19 protein-coding genes are annotated in these 18,368 nt (G+C 37.5%); 12 read left to right on the top strand and 7 right to left on the bottom strand.

The genetic code is table 11. From position 1 onward, the window contains the following. The first annotated feature begins 69 nt into the window (after positions 1 to 69). The 4 genes from LY11_RS16780 to LY11_RS16765 all read left to right on the top strand — a co-directional run bounded on the left by LY11_RS16780 (position 70) and on the right by LY11_RS16765 (position 4,112). Positions 70 to 645: a UbiX family flavin prenyltransferase gene (locus LY11_RS16780; protein WP_111634804.1), complete on the top strand. Its 576-nt coding sequence runs from the start codon at positions 70 to 72 to the stop codon at positions 643 to 645. Positions 646 to 805: 160 nt separating this feature from the next. Continuing rightward, complete coding sequence (gene mtaB / locus LY11_RS16775; protein WP_111634803.1) at positions 806 to 2,125, top strand: tRNA (N(6)-L-threonylcarbamoyladenosine(37)-C(2))-methylthiotransferase MtaB; 1,320 nt, start codon at positions 806 to 808, stop codon at positions 2,123 to 2,125. 30 nt (positions 2,126 to 2,155) lie between these two features. After that, on the top strand, positions 2,156 to 3,307 hold the full coding sequence (locus tag LY11_RS16770) for a prolipoprotein diacylglyceryl transferase (protein WP_111634802.1): 1,152 nt from the start codon (positions 2,156 to 2,158) through the stop codon (positions 3,305 to 3,307). 10 nt (positions 3,308 to 3,317) lie between these two features. Then, entirely contained in the window at positions 3,318 to 4,112 is a 795-nt protein-coding gene (locus LY11_RS16765) for an inositol monophosphatase family protein (RefSeq protein ID WP_111634801.1), read from the top strand. Between the two features lie 64 nt (positions 4,113 to 4,176). Here LY11_RS16765 and LY11_RS16760 read toward each other — a convergent pair whose 3' ends face one another. The 3 genes from LY11_RS16760 to LY11_RS16750 form a co-directional block, all read right to left on the bottom strand. Beyond that, on the bottom strand, positions 4,177 to 4,728 hold the full coding sequence (locus LY11_RS16760; RefSeq protein WP_111634800.1) for a NifU family protein: 552 nt from the start codon (positions 4,726 to 4,728) through the stop codon (positions 4,177 to 4,179). A 114-nt stretch (positions 4,729 to 4,842) separates the two neighbouring features. Continuing rightward, on the bottom strand, positions 4,843 to 6,189 hold the full coding sequence (gene purB, locus LY11_RS16755) for an adenylosuccinate lyase (RefSeq protein ID WP_111634799.1): 1,347 nt from the start codon (positions 6,187 to 6,189) through the stop codon (positions 4,843 to 4,845). A gap of 105 nt (positions 6,190 to 6,294) precedes the next feature. Further along, positions 6,295 to 6,516 carry a hypothetical protein gene (locus tag LY11_RS16750; protein WP_111634798.1) on the bottom strand — a complete coding sequence of 74 codons (222 nt, stop codon included), beginning with the start codon at positions 6,514 to 6,516 and terminating at the stop codon, positions 6,295 to 6,297. Positions 6,517 to 6,657: 141 nt separating this feature from the next. On the opposite strand from LY11_RS16750, the gene LY11_RS16745 reads away from it, so the two are divergent. The 5 genes from LY11_RS16745 (at position 6,658) to LY11_RS16725 (ending at position 10,330) form a co-directional block, all read left to right on the top strand. Further along, complete coding sequence (locus LY11_RS16745) at positions 6,658 to 7,224, top strand: RNA polymerase sigma factor (RefSeq protein ID WP_068395606.1); 567 nt, start codon at positions 6,658 to 6,660, stop codon at positions 7,222 to 7,224. 7 nt (positions 7,225 to 7,231) lie between these two features. Further along, on the top strand, positions 7,232 to 8,326 hold the full coding sequence (locus LY11_RS16740) for a S1C family serine protease (protein WP_111634797.1): 1,095 nt from the start codon (positions 7,232 to 7,234) through the stop codon (positions 8,324 to 8,326). A 70-nt stretch (positions 8,327 to 8,396) separates the two neighbouring features. Next, positions 8,397 to 9,311: a DUF72 domain-containing protein gene (locus LY11_RS16735; protein ID WP_111634796.1), complete on the top strand. Its 915-nt coding sequence runs from the start codon at positions 8,397 to 8,399 to the stop codon at positions 9,309 to 9,311. Positions 9,312 to 9,417: 106 nt separating this feature from the next. Then, entirely contained in the window at positions 9,418 to 10,053 is a 636-nt protein-coding gene (locus LY11_RS16730) for a peroxiredoxin (protein ID WP_111634795.1), read from the top strand. A 79-nt stretch (positions 10,054 to 10,132) separates the two neighbouring features. Next, entirely contained in the window at positions 10,133 to 10,330 is a 198-nt protein-coding gene (locus LY11_RS16725; protein WP_068395614.1) for a cold-shock protein, read from the top strand. Positions 10,331 to 10,431: 101 nt separating this feature from the next. Here the strand turns inward: LY11_RS16725 and LY11_RS16720 are convergent, their stop codons facing one another. Genes LY11_RS16720 through LY11_RS16705 form a run of 4 tightly spaced genes read right to left on the bottom strand, consistent with a single transcriptional unit; the run spans position 10,432 to position 14,049 of the window. Beyond that, positions 10,432 to 11,613: a class I SAM-dependent methyltransferase gene (locus LY11_RS16720; protein WP_111634794.1), complete on the bottom strand. Its 1,182-nt coding sequence runs from the start codon at positions 11,611 to 11,613 to the stop codon at positions 10,432 to 10,434. After that, entirely contained in the window at positions 11,606 to 12,880 is a 1,275-nt protein-coding gene (locus tag LY11_RS16715; RefSeq protein ID WP_111634793.1) for an aspartate kinase, read from the bottom strand. The genes LY11_RS16720 and LY11_RS16715 overlap by 8 nt, the downstream gene beginning before the upstream one ends. A gap of 19 nt (positions 12,881 to 12,899) precedes the next feature. Further along, on the bottom strand, positions 12,900 to 13,358 hold the full coding sequence (locus LY11_RS16710; protein WP_111634792.1) for a GNAT family N-acetyltransferase: 459 nt from the start codon (positions 13,356 to 13,358) through the stop codon (positions 12,900 to 12,902). Between the two features lie 4 nt (positions 13,359 to 13,362). Next, entirely contained in the window at positions 13,363 to 14,049 is a 687-nt protein-coding gene (locus tag LY11_RS16705; protein WP_111634791.1) for a YggS family pyridoxal phosphate-dependent enzyme, read from the bottom strand. A gap of 71 nt (positions 14,050 to 14,120) precedes the next feature. Here LY11_RS16705 and LY11_RS16700 point away from each other — a divergent pair, with 71 nt between their 5' ends. Genes LY11_RS16700 through LY11_RS16690 form a run of 3 tightly spaced genes read left to right on the top strand, consistent with a single transcriptional unit; the run spans position 14,121 to position 18,278 of the window. Beyond that, entirely contained in the window at positions 14,121 to 14,759 is a 639-nt protein-coding gene (locus LY11_RS16700; RefSeq protein WP_111634790.1) for a DUF4296 domain-containing protein, read from the top strand. A gap of 2 nt (positions 14,760 to 14,761) precedes the next feature. Continuing rightward, positions 14,762 to 17,134, top strand: a complete 2,373-nt coding sequence (locus LY11_RS16695; RefSeq protein WP_111634789.1) for an endonuclease MutS2 — start codon at positions 14,762 to 14,764, stop codon at positions 17,132 to 17,134. 46 nt (positions 17,135 to 17,180) lie between these two features. Beyond that, positions 17,181 to 18,278 carry a PQQ-dependent sugar dehydrogenase gene (locus tag LY11_RS16690; RefSeq protein WP_111634788.1) on the top strand — a complete coding sequence of 366 codons (1,098 nt, stop codon included), beginning with the start codon at positions 17,181 to 17,183 and terminating at the stop codon, positions 18,276 to 18,278. Positions 18,279 to 18,368: the final 90 nt, after the last annotated feature.

Here is an 18,368-nt window from a genome sequence, read left to right as displayed (position 1 = left end):
AGATGTAGGGCCGGAAATTTATTTTCGGCCCTTTTTTGTTTCTATAGGTTCTGTATCTTTACCACCGCTATGAAAAAGAAGAAAATCATCGTCGCGATCACCGGAGCCAGCGGTTCTGTATATGCCAAACTCTTATTGAATAATTTGCAGCAGTTAGCTGACCAGATCGAAACGGTAGGTGTGGTCATGTCTGATAACGCAAAAGAGGTCTGGCGTTTTGAATTAGGCAATAGTGATTATGACCAGTATCCTTTTACCTTTTATCCAAAAATGGATTTTAATGCTCCTTTTGCTTCCGGATCTGCAAAATTTGATACAATGATCATTATTCCTTGTTCTATGGGGACTTTAGGCAGAATCGCCCATGGCATATCCAATGATTTAATTTCAAGAGCTGCTGACGTTATTTTAAAAGAACGCAGAAAATTAATCGCTGTAGTCAGAGATACGCCTTTTAGTCTGATCCATATTAATAATATGAAAACAGTTACTGAAGCAGGAGGTATTATCTGCCCGGCCAGCCCATCTTATTATAGTATCCCAACAACGATCGAGGAAGCAGCACAAACTGTCGTAAGCAGGGTGATAGACCTTGCGGGATTAGAACAGGATAGTTACAGGTGGAATGAAAATCAGCAGGAGTAGTATAAAGATAACCTACCTGCATAATTTGACAATGAACAAATGTTTGGGGTTATACAAACATTAATCTAAAAACTTATCTTTGCAGCTCAAATGAACGCTGATATATTCAGCATTATACGCTTATGTATAGTGTTTGTTAGCGTCATAACAATATATTTCAATGAAAAAAGTAGCATTTTATACACTGGGTTGCAAATTAAATTTTTCGGAAACTTCAACTATCGGCCGTCTTTTTACTGATGCAGGTTATGCTGTAGTAGATTTTACAGACGCTGCTGATGTATATGTCATCAATACCTGCTCTGTAACTGAGCATGCGGATAAAAAGTGCCGTAAGGTAGTGAAGGAAGCTCTTAAATATGCACCAAACGCTTATATTACTATTGTAGGTTGTTATGCACAGTTGAAACCTGTTGAAATTGCTGAAATTGAAGGTGTGGATATGGTATTGGGTGCGGCAGAGAAATTCCGTATTGTAGAATATATCTCAGACCTGACCAAATTGCCAAAAGCTGTGATTCATCAGCAAAACATTGAAAAAGTTAATCATAATTTTATAGCTGCCTATTCTATAGGAGACAGAACACGTACTTTTCTGAAAGTTCAGGATGGTTGTGATTATCCTTGTACGTATTGTACAATCCCGCTTGCAAGAGGTGGCAGCAGGAGTGATACCATTGAAAATGTGGTTAACCGTGCCAGACAAATTGCAGAGAGCGGCGTAAAGGAAATCGTATTGACCGGGGTAAATCTTGGTGATTTCGGTATCCGCGATGGACAACGTGAGGATAAGTTCTTTGATTTGGTAAAGGCTTTGGATGAGGTTGAAGGAATCGAGAGAATCCGGATCTCTTCTATTGAGCCTAATTTATTAAGTAATGAAATTATCAGCTTTGTCGCTGCTTCTAAAAGATTTGTACCACATTTCCATATTCCATTGCAATCTGGTTCTGATAAGATCCTGGGACTGATGAAAAGACGTTACCGCAGAGATTTATACACGGAACGTGTGGCAACGATTAAAGCGTTAATTCCTAACTGCTGTATTGGGGTGGATGTTATTGTAGGGTTCCCCGGAGAAACTAAAGAAGATTTCTTAGACACTTATCAATTCCTGAACGAACTTGATATTTCTTACCTGCATGTTTTTACGTACTCAGAACGTGAACAGACTGAGGCTGCTGAAATGGCTGGAGCTGTTGCCGGAAGTACACGTGCTGACAGAAGTAAAATGCTGCATATCTTATCTGATAAGAAACGCCGGGCTTTTTACCAGTCACAAATCGGAACTGTTGGAGAAGTTTTATTTGAAGATGACCAGAAAAATGGTTTCATGCACGGTTTTACCAAGAACTACGTTAAGGTGAAAGCTAAATATGACCCTGTAATGGTTAATGAAATTAAAATGGTCAAACTAATGGAATTAACTGCTGACGGTGAGGTAGAAGTTATGGAAACTGAGCAAGTTTTAGCACATTAATCTTATATTCGCGTAAAAAAATATACGCGTATGTTTCCTACGGTTTCACATTTTATAGAATATCTTTTCGGTGTTCAGGTTCCATTGCCTTTTAATACTTTCGGTGTATTTGTTGCCCTGGCTTTTATTGCGGGTTACTGGACATTTACGCAGGAGCTGAAAAGAAAAGAAGCTTTAGGATTACTGCATCCTGTAAAAAGGATTATCACCGTCGGTCAGCCTGCAACAACTACAGAATTAATCTCTAATTGTATTTTTGGTTTTCTGATTGGCTATAAACTGGTTTATGCTTTATTAAACTATCGTTTATTTGTCAGTGATGCACAAACCGTATTATTATCACTGAAAGGAAACATTCTTGGCGGACTATTTTTCGCAGGATTATTTGCCTACTGGGATTATAAAGAAAAAAATAAATTCAAACTTGCTCAGCCTAAAAAAGTAGAAGTTACGGAACATGCTTATGAGTTAATGGGGAATATGATCGTATGGGCTGCGGTATGGGGTTTTCTGGGTGCAAAAATATTTGATAATCTGGAACATTGGGATACTTTTATCCAGGACCCTATAGGTGGACTATTGTCTTTTAGCGGCTTAACATTTTACGGCGGATTAATCTGCGGTGGTGCGGCTGTGTTATATATAGCAAAGAAAAACGGCATCAAGCCTTTACATATGCTGGATGTTGGCGGACCTGGAATGATGCTGGCTTACAGTGTCGGCAGAATTGGTTGTCATATGTCTGGTGATGGGGATTGGGGTATTGTGAATATGAACCCTAAGCCTTTTAGCTGGTTACCTGATTGGTTATGGGCTTATACTTACCCAAATAATGTGGCGATGGAAGGTGTACCTATTCCAGGCTGCGTTGGCAAGTTTTGTAACGTATTACCTCTTCCTGTATATCCTACGCCTATTTATGAGGTGATTGTATGTTTTATCTTATTTCTTATTCTTTGGCGTATCCGTCACCAGATTAAGCTTCCGGGCATGATGTTCGGAATTTATCTCATGATGAACGGACTGGAACGATTTTTTGTCGAACTGATCCGTGTCAATTCAAAGTATCATGTTGCAGGTATTTCTTTTACGCAGGCAGAGTTGATTTCTTCTCTCCTGTTTATCGGTGGCTTGTTATTGGTAATGTTCTCGATAAAGAATAAAAATACACACACAAGCTAAATTTTACAATTTGAATTACGAATTACTGAGTTCACAAGTTATCGCTATTGCGCGGTTGGCTGGCAATTTTATACGGAAGGAATCGATGCGGTTTGATGCGGAGGCAATTGAATTCAAAGGATTAAATGACCTGGTTTCTTACGTAGATAAAACTGCTGAAGAGATCATCGTCGAAAATCTTGATCAATTAATACCGGATGCTGGTTTTACAACGGAAGAACAAACGATCAATACGAAAGGAAAAACATATAACTGGATTATAGATCCGCTGGATGGTACGACAAACTTTATTCATGGCGTACCAACTTATTCTATTAGCATTGCTTTATATGAAGAGGATAAGCCTGTTTTAGGGATTGTTTATGAGATCAACAGGGGAGAAATGTTCCATAGTTACAAAGGTGCACCTGCTTATCTGAACCATAAGCCTATCCGGGTTTCTCAGCGGAATAGTCTGGCAGATTCTTTACTGGCTACGGGGTTTCCTTATTATGAGTTTGATAAACAGGCTCAGTATATGACCTTACTGGCAGAGTTAATGCAAAAGACACATGGTTTAAGAAGAATAGGCTCGGCTGCGGTAGATCTGGCTTATGTAGCTTGTGGCAGATTTGATGCTTTTTTTGAATATAACCTGAATTCTTATGATGTGGCTGGTGGTGCATATCTTGTTCAGCAGGCTGGCGGAAAGGTGATGAATTTCGGGGGAGGTGACGAGTTCATCGAACGCAGGGAGATTCTGGCCACCAATGGTTTGGTAGATATAGAAATGCTGGAGGCTATACAGCGGCATTTTGAAAGTTAAATGTATAAAAAAAAGGGTCTGTGAATTATTCACAGACCCTTTTTTTTATACAGAGATGGTTGAGTTATAAAGCGTTGGAAACAACTTCTTTTACTTCAGGGACCATACGCTGCAATAAATTCTGGATACCAGATTTTAAAGTAATGGTAGAGGAAGGACATCCGCTGCATGAACCGCGAAGTTCAACAGTAACTACGCCTTCTTCAAATGATTTATAGCTGATTGCACCACCATCCTGTTCAACAGCAGGACGAACGTAATCATGTAATATCTGCTGAATTTTTACTTCCAGGTCAGATCCTTCAAATGCAGGCGCTTCTTCTGTAGTAACTTCTTTGATTTTATATTCTGATTCTACAGCACCTTTAACAAACTCTTTTAAGATAGGCTCAATATCAGGCCATTCAGCATCTTCAGTTTTTGTAATGGTAACGAAATTACTTGCGAAAAATACACCATTAACAAAATTAAACTTGAATAATTCTTTTGCAAAAGGAGAGTGCTCAGCACTTTCTTTTGTAGCGAAGTCCTCGCTGCCATTAATCAGAAGTTTATTAACCATAAACTTCATGGTGGCAGGATTCGGGGTTTGTTCTGTATATACGTTAATAGTCATTGTCTCTTTTTTCTTACAAAAATAAATAATTCGCAATTCAATTACAGATATCGATGTCTGTTTTAGGTCATTATATATTATCCTGTATCAAGGTAGGTTAAAATATGATTTTATCTAAAATACGCCAGTATAATTAAATGGGGTAATCTGCTTCAGTTCTTGTTTTAAATCCTCATCAATTTGAAGGCCATCGATAAATGCTGCCATAGTATGTGCAGTAATCTTCTGGTTAGTACGTGTCAGATCTTTTAAGGCTTCATAAGGGTTAGGATAAGCTTCTCGCCTCAATACGGTTTGGATCGCTTCAGCAACTACTGCCCAGTTATTTTCAAGATCTGCAGCAATAACTTCATTGTTTAATAAAAGCTTGTTCAGCCCTTTTAAAGTAGAAGAAATAGAAATCAGCGTATGTGCCACCGGTACACCTACGTTTCTTAATACTGTAGAGTCTGTTAAGTCTCTTTGTAAACGTGAAATTGGTAGTTTTGCAGCAAAAAATTCAAATAAGGCATTCGCCAGTCCGGCATTTCCTTCTGCATTTTCGAAGTCAATCGGATTTACTTTATGTGGCATTGCCGAAGAACCAACTTCTCCTTCTTTAATTTTTTGCTTGAAGTAGTTTTTAGAAATATAGGCCCAGATGTCTCTGTCCAGGTCAATAATAATGGTATTAATTCTTTTTAAAGCATCACATTGCGCTGCAAACTGGTCATAATGCTCAATTTGAGTGGTGTGTTGTGCACGGCTTAAGGTTAATATGGTATTGACGAAATGGTTAGAAAAATCTACCCAGTTAATTCCAGGATAGGCTATATGATGTGCATTGAAGTTTCCTGTCGCACCACCAAATTTTGCACTATGAGGTATGTTTTTAAGACTGTTCAATTGAATTTCCAAACGTTCTGCAAATACCAGAAATTCTTTACCAAGTTTAGTAGGGGATGCTGGCTGACCGTGTGTGTGTGCTAATAAAGGAATATCTTTCCATTCTGCAGCCAATTCCTGAAGTTTCACAATCAGTAATTGGATGTTCGGATAGTATTCTTGCTCAAGCGCAAGCTTAAAGGTATAAGGGATTGCTGTATTATTAATATCCTGAGAAGTCAGCCCGAAGTGGATGAACTCTTTAAAATCTCCAAGACCTAAATCATCAAATCTTTTTTTGATAAAATATTCAACAGCTTTGACATCATGATTGGTGATTTTTTCTGTGTCTTTTACTTCCTGCGCATTTTCATCACTAAACTGTTCGAATATACTGCGGAGTTTGCTGTAATTTGTTTTATCAAAATGGCTTAATCCTGTTAAACCAGTTTCACATAAAGCGATGAAATATTCAATTTCAACGTATACTCTATATTTGATTAAAGCCGATTCCGAAAAATATTTAGCCAGGTTTTGTGTGGTGTTTCTATAACGACCATCAACTGGTGATATAGCTTGAAGAGGAGATAAATTCATGTATAGGGATATTTTTACAAATGCAAAGGTAGCATTTTACTCAAACCTATAGGCACAAAAAAAAGGCTTTGGAGAACCAAAGCCTTTCTGTAGATTTTATCTAGCTTATTTTTTAGCTTCAGCAGCTGGTTTAACTTCAGTAGTAGTAGTTTTAACCGCTGTATCTTTAACTGTTGAATCTTTAACAGTAGTATCAACGTCAGTAGTAACAACTGAAGAATCAGTTACTGCTGTATCAGTTGCACCAGCTTTTTTTTCTGAGTTACATGCTGCTACTGATAAAGAGATTGCTAAAGCTAAAAAGCCGAATTTGAATAAGTTTTTCATTTGAATTCTATTTAAAATAATTAATTAATTTTACAGATTAATACCACAATCGTCAAAAGGTAACCCACTATTTTAAAAAAAGATTTAAATAATTTTTTTGTCTAATATTGGGTTACCATTCACGTATAAATGTATTAATTGGTGAGTAACAAGTTAAGCGATTCAGTTCCAACAGATAGAGAGGTAGTTTTAGGGATACTAAATAACTCGGAAGATGCACTTAATAAGCTATATGTCGGGTATTTTCCGATGATATTGCAGTTTATTATAAATAATAACGGCGACGAGGACGATGCGAAAGATGTGTATCAGGAAGCAATTATTATTTTATATAATAAAATTAAGAGCGGAGATTTTGAGTTAAGCAGTAAACTTAAGACCTATATATATTCAGTTTGCAGACGTATTTGGTTAAAAAAGCTTGCACAGCAAAGCAAAAAAACAAATAATGTTTCTGATTTTGAGGATGTAGTGTCAGTAGAGGTTGATTTAGAATATCATGAAGAGAAGGATCTTCAATTCGAGAAGATGGGATCAGCGTTAGAAAACCTGGGGGAACCTTGTAAAACTATTATTCAGGATTTTTATATAAATAATCTCTCCATGCAGGACATATGTGAGAAATTTGGCTATACCAATACGGATAATGCCAAAACTCAGAAATATAAATGTTTGCAGAGATTAAAGAAATTATTTTTTCAATCTTAAGTACGGTATGAGGAACGACATAGAATTAGATGCTATCATTGAAGATTACCTCAGGGGTAAACTTACAGCCGCAGAAGCAGAAGCTTTTGATAAGTTGCGTGCCAATGATCCTGTAATTGATCATAAAGTGGTTGCACATAAAGTTTTTATGGATGCAATAAAGCAATATGGTAAAGTCCTTTCTTTGAAAGAGCAGATGGACAGAGCTCATGCCGGAATAGATGTAGCTGCACTGAGCGAGGAGCTTAGACCGCATCCTTCATTTATTATCAATATGTGGCGCAAAAATAAATCTGCGATGGCCATTGCTGCTTCATTCATCCTGTTAACTATATTCTCTATTTATTCTATACAGCATAATACCTTGCAAAACGGTAGTTATGAAGTGATGCGCAGAGAGATTACCAATATCAAAAACAGTCAGAATAAACTGGTAAGAACAATCAATTCAAGTCCTAAGACTGAAAAAGGACATGTCCGGTCAGCTCAATTTGGTGGAACAGGGTTTGCTTTAACTGCCAATGGATATTTATGTACGAATTACCATGTTGTAAGGGATGCAGATTCAGTATATGTACAAAATAATAAAGGTGATTCTTACAAGGTTAAGGTAGTTTACCGTGATCCGCAGTATGATATTGCAATCCTGAAAATTATTGATGAGTCATTTACACCACTTTCTGCTATTCCTTATAAGTTGAAGAAAAATAGTATCGGAATGGGGGAGAATGTATATACGCTGGGTTATCCAAAGGATGATGCAGTATTGGGTGAAGGTTATATCAGCTCAAAAACAGGTCATGTAGGTGATACTACACAATACCAGGTTTCTATTCCAATCAACCCTGGAAATAGCGGTGGTCCATTATTAGATAACTATGGTAATATTATCGGTGTGATTACTGCGAAAGAAAACCAAGTAGATGGTGCAACATTCGCCATCAAGTCTAAATACATTCTGGAGGCTTTAAATGCCATCCCTCAGGATTCATTGGGCAAGAAGGTAGTCTTTGCTAAAAAGAATCCTTTGCAGGGCTTAAACAGAACTAAACAAATAGATAAGATTGAAAACTATGTCTATATGATCAAAGTATATAATTAGGCGAAATGCTTTTTTGAAAAACCCCGAAACATAATGCTTGTTTCGGGGTTTTGTTTTTAAAGCCAATTTTATGGAATTTGGAAAAGTAACTTCAGACCAGGTTAAGGAGATAGATTTTACATTGCCTGAGGATGGACAGCAGACTTTGAAAGTCTTAAATGGCCGGCCTGGTAAGGCTGAAGTCTTTATAGGATGTGCAAAATGGGGCCGGAAGGAATGGGTAGGATTAATTTATCCGCCCAAAACTAAAGAAGCAGATTTTCTGGATCAATATGCAAAACATTTTAATGCGATAGAATTAAATGCGGCTTACTACCAGATTCCTGCTGTAGAGTCTGTGCGTAAATGGAGGAAAAAAGTTTCAGATAATGCGCCTGGTGATTTCTTATTTTGCCCTAAATTTCCCAAAATTATCAGTCATGATCAAAGATTGATAGGATCAGAGCAGAGTACGGCTGAATATTTGAAAGCAGTTGCTGAATTCGGGGATACATTAGGGACTTGCTTTTTACAGCTAAGTGAAAGCTTTAGTGTGAAAAATTTGCCAGTTTTATCAGATTATCTTAAATTTCTTCCCACAGAACCAAGGATTTTTGTTGAACTGAGGCATGAACAGTGGTTTGCTGATCCGGTAATCAGGAAAGAGGTTTTTGAACTCTTTACAGCTACAAAAAAGGGAGCTGTAATTACGGATGTAAGTGGAAGAAGAGATCTGGTACATATGGAGGTAACTATTCCTGAAGTATTTATCAGGTTTATAGGAAATGGCAGTGCACACAAAAAGAGTGATTTCGATAGGATTGAGGAGTGGGGGGCAAGGCTTAAGTTATGGCAGGAGAAAGGGCTGCAGAAGGTTTACTTTTTCCTGCACCAGCATGATGAACTAGATACACCTCTTTTAGCTGCGCATACTGTAAAGGTGTTTAATGAGCAGTTAGGGCTTAATATTCCGGGAATATCATTTCAACCCACATTGTTTGATTGACATCATTAAATATAAATGTTGGAGATTATTAATAATATACTACTATATTAGTAGTGTTTGCAGACAGATATAATTGTTCGATTTAAAATCAAAAAATAATAAGATTATGAGTATCAGAATAGGAGATACCGCTCCAAATTTTAAAGCTAAAACATCAATTGGTGATATAGATTTTTATGAGTTTCTTGGCGATAGCTGGGGAGTGATTTTTTCACATCCTGCTGATTATACTCCGGTATGTACAACAGAATTGGGGCGTACTGCTTCGCTTAAAGGAGAATTTGAGAAAAGAGATGTGAAGGTGATTGCGCTAAGTGTGGACTCTGTAGAATCACACAAGGGCTGGATACAGGACATTAATGAAACGCAGGATACCAATGTTGAGTTTCCAATTATAGCAGATGAGGATAAAAAGATCGCTGATCTGTATGATATGATCCATCCGAATGCTTCTGAAACCTTAACAGTACGTTCACTATTCGTGATTTCTCCTGATAAAAAGGTGAAGTTAATGCTGACTTACCCGGCTTCAACAGGCAGGAATTTTACAGAAGTATTGAGAGTTATTGATTCATTGCAGCTGACAGCTAAATATAGTGTGGCTACGCCTGCAGATTGGAAAGATGGGGATGATGTTGTCGTGATGAATAGTATTAAAACAGAAGATATTCCTGCTAAGTTTCCGAAGGGACATCAGGTGATTAAACCTTATTTAAGAACTACTCCACAACCAAATAAATAATTTTTAAAACTTGTTGCTTTTCTTTAAGTTTGATATAATTGATAATTTAAAGAAATATTAATTTTTATACTTAAATACTATGAGTACGGGAAAAGTAAAATGGTTTAATACGCAGAAAGGCTATGGATTTTTAATTTACGAAGGAAACAAGGATATTTTTGTCCATTTCAAAGACGTTATAGGCGGTATTGAGAGTCTTCAGGAAAATGATAATGTTGAGTTTGATATTACTGAAGGGAAGAAGGGCTTACAAGCGATAAACGTAAAAAAGATATAAATTTAGTCTTGCTGCTAAATAATTGAAGCCTCCTGTGATGGACTGCCGCTAAAAAGTAAGACACTTATTTGGGTAGTTTATTACGGGAGGCTTTTTACGTATTAGTAGTGCTGTAGAATTGTACTTTTAATAATAATTTTACCTGCAGTACTACTTTGTGTAAAAATGATGAACGCTGTATCATCAGGTTTAATATGATATTTATCAACCAGGGTAGCTGCCTTGTCGGGATAGTTTCTGACAATTACATTTCCAACCAGATTTTTTTCCTTTTTTATTTTTGCTGCAGAAATCACTTCGTTAACCTGAAATATCCTTCCCGGAAACTCCGGATGAACAACAGCAGAAGTATAAAGCTGAGTTTGGTGATGAAATTTTTGCAGCTGATACCTTTCTGCAATCAAATTGAAAGCACCGCTTTTTAAAAGTGCTACATCAGGTTCATATAAATATTGTCCTGGAATAACAGCGCCTGTAATAGCAGTTGTTCCTTCTTCACCTTGAGTAAATCTGAACTGCTTTTGGGTAGTGTTTAAAGTGCTGCAAATAATACCCGGGGAACCTTCAAAATCTCTTTCAATCACCCAGATCAATTCTTTGCATTCGTTTTTAACGCTCACAATATGTATTTCAGCCACATGATCCAGTTCTTTTAATCCTGCGCTGAGATCTAACAAGGGGGCAGTTTTAAGAAGTATTCGTTTTACTTTTGATAATAACAGGCTGAGATTTTCTACAATATCTGGTGTACAGTCTTTGAGCATAAAGACTTTTCCGGAACTGCTTCTTCTGGCAGGATCAATATAAACGCAATCAAATTCCTGAGTGGTAGTTTTTAAGAACTCCAGGCCATCCCCGGAAATAAACTGTACGTTTTCCTGCTTTAGTAAAACTCCGTTATAACTGGCAATCGCAGAGAGTTCTTCATTGATTTCACAGTGGGTAACGGATTTTAGTTTTTGGGAGAAGTAATAACTATCTACACCATAACCACCTGTCAGATCAATTATTGAACTTCCTGTGGCTAAACCAGCTTTATAAGCAGCGGTAATTTCTGAAGAACATTGTTCTACTGATAACAAGGGCGGGTAGTAAATGTAATCGGTATTAAACCAGGTTGGCAATTTACGGAATGACTTTTTTCTGGACGCAATCTGATTGGCCAGTTCTTTTCCCGTAACCTCTGGAAAAGGGCTTTTGGCCAGGGCAATTTTATGCACATCTGCGTTTAAATTGTCATGGATATAATCCTGAACGGTCTGTTCTGTAAGTCGCTTATTCAATAGTTGATTTGTCTTTCATTACAATCTGGCAGGTATGACGGCTTTTTACTTCCAGCAAAATATCTTTGTGGAGGGTCACTCTATTGATCGTATCCTGGTTATAGTAACGAATAGTTACCAGCTCTAGTCCTTCGTTATATTTTACTTTATACAAGATTGATAAATCCTGAATCAGGTTGTTTATCTTTTCTTCTTCGTGATCTACGCTTACAGAGAAGCTCAATGCTGAATTGAGCATTGTATTTACTTTTACCTTGTGTTTATGAAACAGGCTGAATATATCACTCAGATTTTCTTCAATAATGAAAGAGAAATCCTTTGGTAAGATAGAAATCAGCACCTGGTTCACTTTGAAAATGAAGGAGGGCACCGGCAGTTCACTGTTAATGCCGTTAATTACTGTTCCTTCACTGGTTGGATGAAGAAATGATTTTACATACAAAGGGATATTCTTATTTTGAAGAGGTTTGATAGTTTTCGGGTGGATCACTGTTGCACCGTAATAAGTAAGTTCAATGGCATCATGATAGGAAAGCTGAGGAATGCGTTCTGTTTCATCAAACCATTTAGGATCTGCATTTAATACCCCGGGTACATCTTTCCAGATCGTAAGTGCCGTCGCATTCAGACAGGCACAGAAAATGGCTGCTGAATAATCTGATCCTTCTCTGCCTAATGTAGTGGTAAAGTTTTCACTGGTACCGCCAATAAATCCCTGGGTAACTACAATGCTTTTCTTCAATAATGGAACAAGGTTACGTTGGACTTCTATTTCTGTTTTATCCCAGTCTACTTGTCCTTCGCGATAAGTATTGTCAGTTTTAATGAAGTTTCTGGCATCTGCCCAGACTGCATAAATATTGCTTTCATTGAGGTAAGCAGCTACAATTTTGGTAGAAACTACTTCACCGATAGAGACGATCTGATCATAAATATAATCTGGTGCGTCACTTGCTTCTTCTTCTAATAACCATTCGATTTCTACAAAGGTATTAGCGACATCATTAAATACGGGATGACTATGGTTATCAAACAGCTCATTTAGGATATTGAAATGATAAGCTTTGACTTCATCGAGTAATTGATGTGTGTTTTCTTGTCCGTGGATATAAGCATTGGAAAGCAGCTCTAGTTTATTGGTCATTTTTCCCATCGCAGAAACTACGATCAGTAAATTTTCTTTTTCAGCCTGCTGAATAATAGCAACAAGATTCTTTACTGCTTCTGCATTCACGACAGAAGCTCCCCCGAATTTAAATACCTGCATTTTTTATTTGAAATTGTTTTTAAAGCTGGTCTTTATTAAAAGACGCATTTAACCATCCTGTCTCAATCTGAGTATTATATTTATTATAGAAATTGATAGCGGGCTCGTTCCAGTCCAGCACCTGCCAGGTCATGCCGTTATAATTTTTATCCCTGGCCTCCTGCATTACTCTTTCAAAAAGGATTTTTCCTAGTCCTTTTCCTCTCTGACTTTCTGTAACGATGAAATCTTCCAGGTATAAACGGCAGCCTTTCCAGGTTGAGTACCTGGTATAATAGAGTGCAAAACCCAGAATTCCTGTCGCATCTTCTGCTACAAAAGCTTTCCAGACAGGCTGTGCCCCGAATCCGGCATCCTCAAATTCAGCTAAGGTAACTGTAACTTCTTCCGGTGCTTTTTCATAAACTGCCAATTCATTAATTAGCTCCAGTAAACGCGGGCAATCTTCTTTTACTGCGAACCTGAGTTGAATATCCATTAGCTTATGCTTTATAATGTTTGATTTTTCTTACACCAAAAATACTGCTTCCTATTCTAACCATGGTACTGCCTTCTTCGATTGCCAGTTTGTAATCTCCAGACATTCCCATGGATAATTCCTTGAATGAATCTTCTTTTCTGAAAAAACTGGTTTTAATACCATCAAAAAATACTTTCAGTTCCTGGAATTCATCTTTAGTTTGTTTTTCAACTGCATTGTTTGTCGCAATACCCATTAAACCAGTGATCCGGATATTTTTCATGGCAAGGTATTCTTCTGATCTTAAGAGTTCAATCGTTTCTGCATGATCCAGTCCAAATTTAGTATCCTCATCAGCAATATAAACTTGCAGCAAACAGTCAATTACTCTGTTATTTTTTGCCGCTTGTTTATTAATTTCTGCCAGTAATTTTATGCTGTCAACAGATTGGATCAATTGGATGAAAGGAGCGATATATTTAACTTTATTAGTTTGAAGGTGTCCAATCAGGTGCCATTCAATATCTTTAGGCAGGGCTTCTTGCTTTTCAACTAATTCCTGAACGATGTTTTCCCCGAAAATACGCTGTCCTGCATGGTATGCCTCTAAAACTGCTGCTGCATCATTGAATTTTGATACGGCGATTAATTCGACATTTTCCCCTTCTAATTCCGTTTTATATTTTAATAAGTTATCTGCTATGCTCATTTATCAGTATTTTTGGTAAAATTAACAACCTTAGCTTAAATAGCTACGGAAAAAATAATGTTTTATAAACAATGAAAAATTTATTGTGCATTTGCCTGCTGTTAATCGGCGTAGGAGGATGTAAGCCGGGTATCCCTTCTGATATTGTTCAGCCAGAAAAAATGGGGGAGGTTTTATATGACATCCACATGGTGGACGGATATATTTCAACTATTGCCAGTGCAGATTCGGCGAAAAGTACCAGTGCGGCTTATTACAAAGGCATTTATAAGAAGTTTGGGATAGATTCTGTGATTTATACTAAAAGTATGAATTACTATTATGATCATCCTGAGGTTCTGAATGTGATGTATGAAAAAATTACTGGAAAATTAAAGAAGTTAAAAGAGAAGGAAGATAAAATCAATGCGAAACGTTTAAAGAAGCTTGCAGCTATTGAAAAGGCAAAAAAAGACAGCCTGGATAAAGCTGACCCCAAGCGGGTAATCAGAGCAGCAGCTGCTAAAAAGGATAGTCTGGCTAAGGCAGAGATACTGCTTAAAAAGACTAAGGCCGATGTTGCCAGAAAATTAAAGAAAGATAGTCTTACCAGGGTAATTGAATTGAAGAAGGTGAAAAAGGAAGAGGCTAAAAAATTAAAAGTGCGTACAGATGAGGCGGCGGCCCTGAAAAAGGAGAGCGATGCCAGTGCGGCTAAAAAGAATAAATAGAAATGATATATCCCGATAATTGTTTAGATAGACTTGGCTTCAGTGAAGTCAGACAACTCATCTTAAAGCATTGCCTGAGTCCGATGGGACAGTATATGGTCAGCAAAATGCAGGTGATGAATAAATTTGATCAGATTAATAAGTTTTTAAGACAGACTAAAGAGTTTAAAAATATCCTGGAAAACCAGGAGCCATTACAGATCAGTACCTTTTTTGATATTAAATCATTGGCCGAAAAGGTCAGGGTAGAAGGTAGTTACCTGATGGAGGAAGAGTTATTCCAAATCTACCTCTCTTTACAAACTGTTTTTTCAGTATTACGTTTCTTTGAGGAAAGAAAAGATGTTTATCCTAATCTGGAAGCTTTATTTGAGCATTTGCCAGTGGAAAAAAACATCCTTCGGAAAATAGAAGTTGTCCTTGATCCTAAAGGGAAAATCAAACCGAATGCTTCTTCTAAATTGCAGGAAATCATTGGGGATATTGCTAAAGGGGAACAGGAAGTCCGTAAGCGGATGGATGTTATTTATAAGCAGGCAGTAGCCAGCAACTGGGTAGCAGACGGAAGTTTAACGATCCGTGATGGAAGAATGTGTATTCCTATTCTGGCTGAGAATAAACGTAAGCTAAAAGGTTTCATTCATGATGAGTCTGCGAGTGGACAGACCGTGTATATGGAGCCTGAAGTGGTATTCACGCTGAATAATAAAATAAGAGATCTTGAATTTGATAAAAGGCGCGAAATCATCCGTATTTTAATTGCCCTTACCGATGATTTAAGACCGTTTACGCCGTTATTGCTTTCTTATCATGGTTTCCTGACGAAACTGGATTTTGTAAGGGCTAAAGCTTTATTTGCAATTGAGGTAGAGGCAGATATGCCTGTACTGGTGGCTGAGCCACGTATTAAACTGATCAATGCGAGACATCCTTTGTTATACTTATCATTTAAAGAAGATAAGAAAACAGTAGTGCCTCTTAATATTCATATGAACGAAAATTTAAGGATCGTATTGGTTTCAGGGCCAAATGCGGGGGGTAAATCAGTTTGTATGAAAACAGTAGGGCTTTTACAGCTGATGCTGCAATCTGGGCTGCTGATTCCTGCGCATGAGTCAAGTGAGGTAGGCATATTTGATAATATCTTTGCTGATATTGGTGATGATCAAAGTATAGAAAGTGATTTGAGTACTTACAGTGCGCATTTAACCAAAATGCGTTATTTCGTTGCCCATGCTACGCCTAAATCATTGGTGATGATTGATGAGTTTGGTACTGGAACAGATCCTCAGTTTGGGGGGCCAATGGCCGAAGCTGTACTGGAAGTACTGAATAACAAAAAAGTAAGAGGGGTAATGACTACTCACTATTCAAATCTTAAATTATTTGCTGGAAATACTCCGGGACTGGAAAATGCTTCTATGTTGTTTGACAATGACAAGATGAAGCCTTTATATGTACTGGAAATAGGTAAACCCGGAAGTTCTTATGCTTTTGAAATTGCACAGAATATTGGCCTGCAGAAAGAGGTACTGATATTGGCAAGAGAAAAGACAGGAACAAATCAAAATAGAATTGACAGCTTACTGGTAGATCTGGAAAGAGAGAAAAAACAGATTTATGATACTAAAATTCAGTTATCCCTTCAGCAGAATAAAGTAAAGAACCTGGTTAAAGAAAACGAGGAGTTACAGCAGTTTCTGGAAGAAAACAGGAAAATATTGATTAAAGAGGCCAAGCTTGAAGCACAGACGATTATTAAAAATGCCAATAAGCTGGTAGAAAATACAATTGCTGGTATCAAAGAGAATCAGGCTGATAAAGAAGTAACTAAACAGTTAAGACAGGATCTGCAAAAGAGTTTAGTTCAGCATCAGGTTAAAGAAGAGAAGAAGCCTGAGAAGGTCGTGATCTCTACTACTGCTATTGAAGTTGGAGATTGGGTACAGCTGAATAATACGGAAACAATGGGGCAGGTAATGGAAATTAACCGTGGTAATTTAGTGCTGGCACTAGGTGATCTTCGTTCTGTTGTAAAAAAGGACAGGGTACAGAAAATCAGCAATAAACAGGCTAAGAAAGTTGTCCAGAGCAATTCTTTCTCCGGAAGAATGTCTGAAGCGATTGGAAATTTTACTGCTGAACTGGATCTGCGTGGAATGCGCGGCGAAAATGCAATTCAGGAAGTTGAGAAGTACCTGGATAAATCAATCATGCTGGGCTTTCCTTTTATTAAACTGATTCATGGAAAAGGAGACGGTATTCTTCGGAAATTAATCAGGGAATATCTGCGCAAATACAGCCAGGTTAACAGGGTAGAAGATGAGCATGCGGATAGAGGCGGCGATGGTATAACTTATGTGTATTTCAATTAATTAAACATAATTCATTCTGGATTGTTTAATCAGTAAACAACCGGTTATGAAAACAATCTTTACTTCAATCTTTTTTTTGTTTTTGCTATCAGCTTGTGAGAAAAGCAAAAACAATGATAGCCCGGATATTTTGCCGGATGCCGATATAAAAACAGAAGTACTCACTCAATCTTTAAAATTCCCGTGGGAAATGATATATGGACCAGATAATTTTATCTGGTTCACCGAAAGGGCCGGGAAAATCAGCCGGTTAAATCCGCTGAATGGCGTAATTACTTTAGTCCATACGATTACTGAGGTAACGAGTCAGGGGGAGGGCGGCTTACTCGGCATGGCATTACATCCGCAGTTCAGTACCAATCCTTATTTATATGTAGTTTATGATTACGGTTCGGGAAATAATTATAAAGGAAAAGTGGTTCGTTTTACTTTTAACAATGGAGTATTAAGTGCTCCATTAGTTTTATTGGATCAAATTCCTGCTTCCTCCATTCACAATGGCTCCAGGTTACTCATTACTCCCGATCTTAAGCTATTAGTGACCACAGGGGATGCCAGTGTGGCTGCACAAGCCCAAAATACCAATAGTTTATCTGGTAAGATTTTAAGAATAAATCTGGATGGCTCTATTCCTCCAGATAATCCTTTACCCAATAATCCCTTATGGAGTTATGGCCACCGGAATCCGCAGGGGTTAGTGATGGCAAACAATAAATTGTATTCATCTGAACATGGTCCCGATAATGATGATGAGATTAATATGATTCAAAAGGGCAGAAATTATGGCTGGCCAAATGTAGAAGGATTATGTGATAGGGCAGAGGAAAAGACATTTTGTGCGCTTAATAATGTTATTGAGCCGATGATGACCTGGACACCTACTATTGCACCATCGGGTTTAACTTATTATAATTCAGACTATATCCCACAGTGGAAAAATTCTTTATTGGTTGTATCGCTTAAAGGATCACGTTTATTACAGTTGAAACTGGATGAAAGTGGTACTAAAATTACCCTGGCAAAGGATTTTTTACAAAATCAGTTCGGCAGGCTGAGGGCTATTTGCCAGTCGCCGGATGGCAAAGTCTATATCGGAACCAGCAATGGGACAAATGACCAGATTATAGAAATCTCTGCACGTTAGTCATTTAAGATATTTCATTCAGAATATTTTGTTTCTAAACTATTTTACAGAATTGTTTGCAAACAGATCCGTGTAATAAAAAATATTAAT

The organism is Pedobacter cryoconitis (assembly GCF_003259615.1).
GTDB lineage: Bacteria > Bacteroidota > Bacteroidia > Sphingobacteriales > Sphingobacteriaceae > Pedobacter > Pedobacter cryoconitis.
This window is presented reverse-complemented; position numbering and strand designations above follow the sequence as displayed.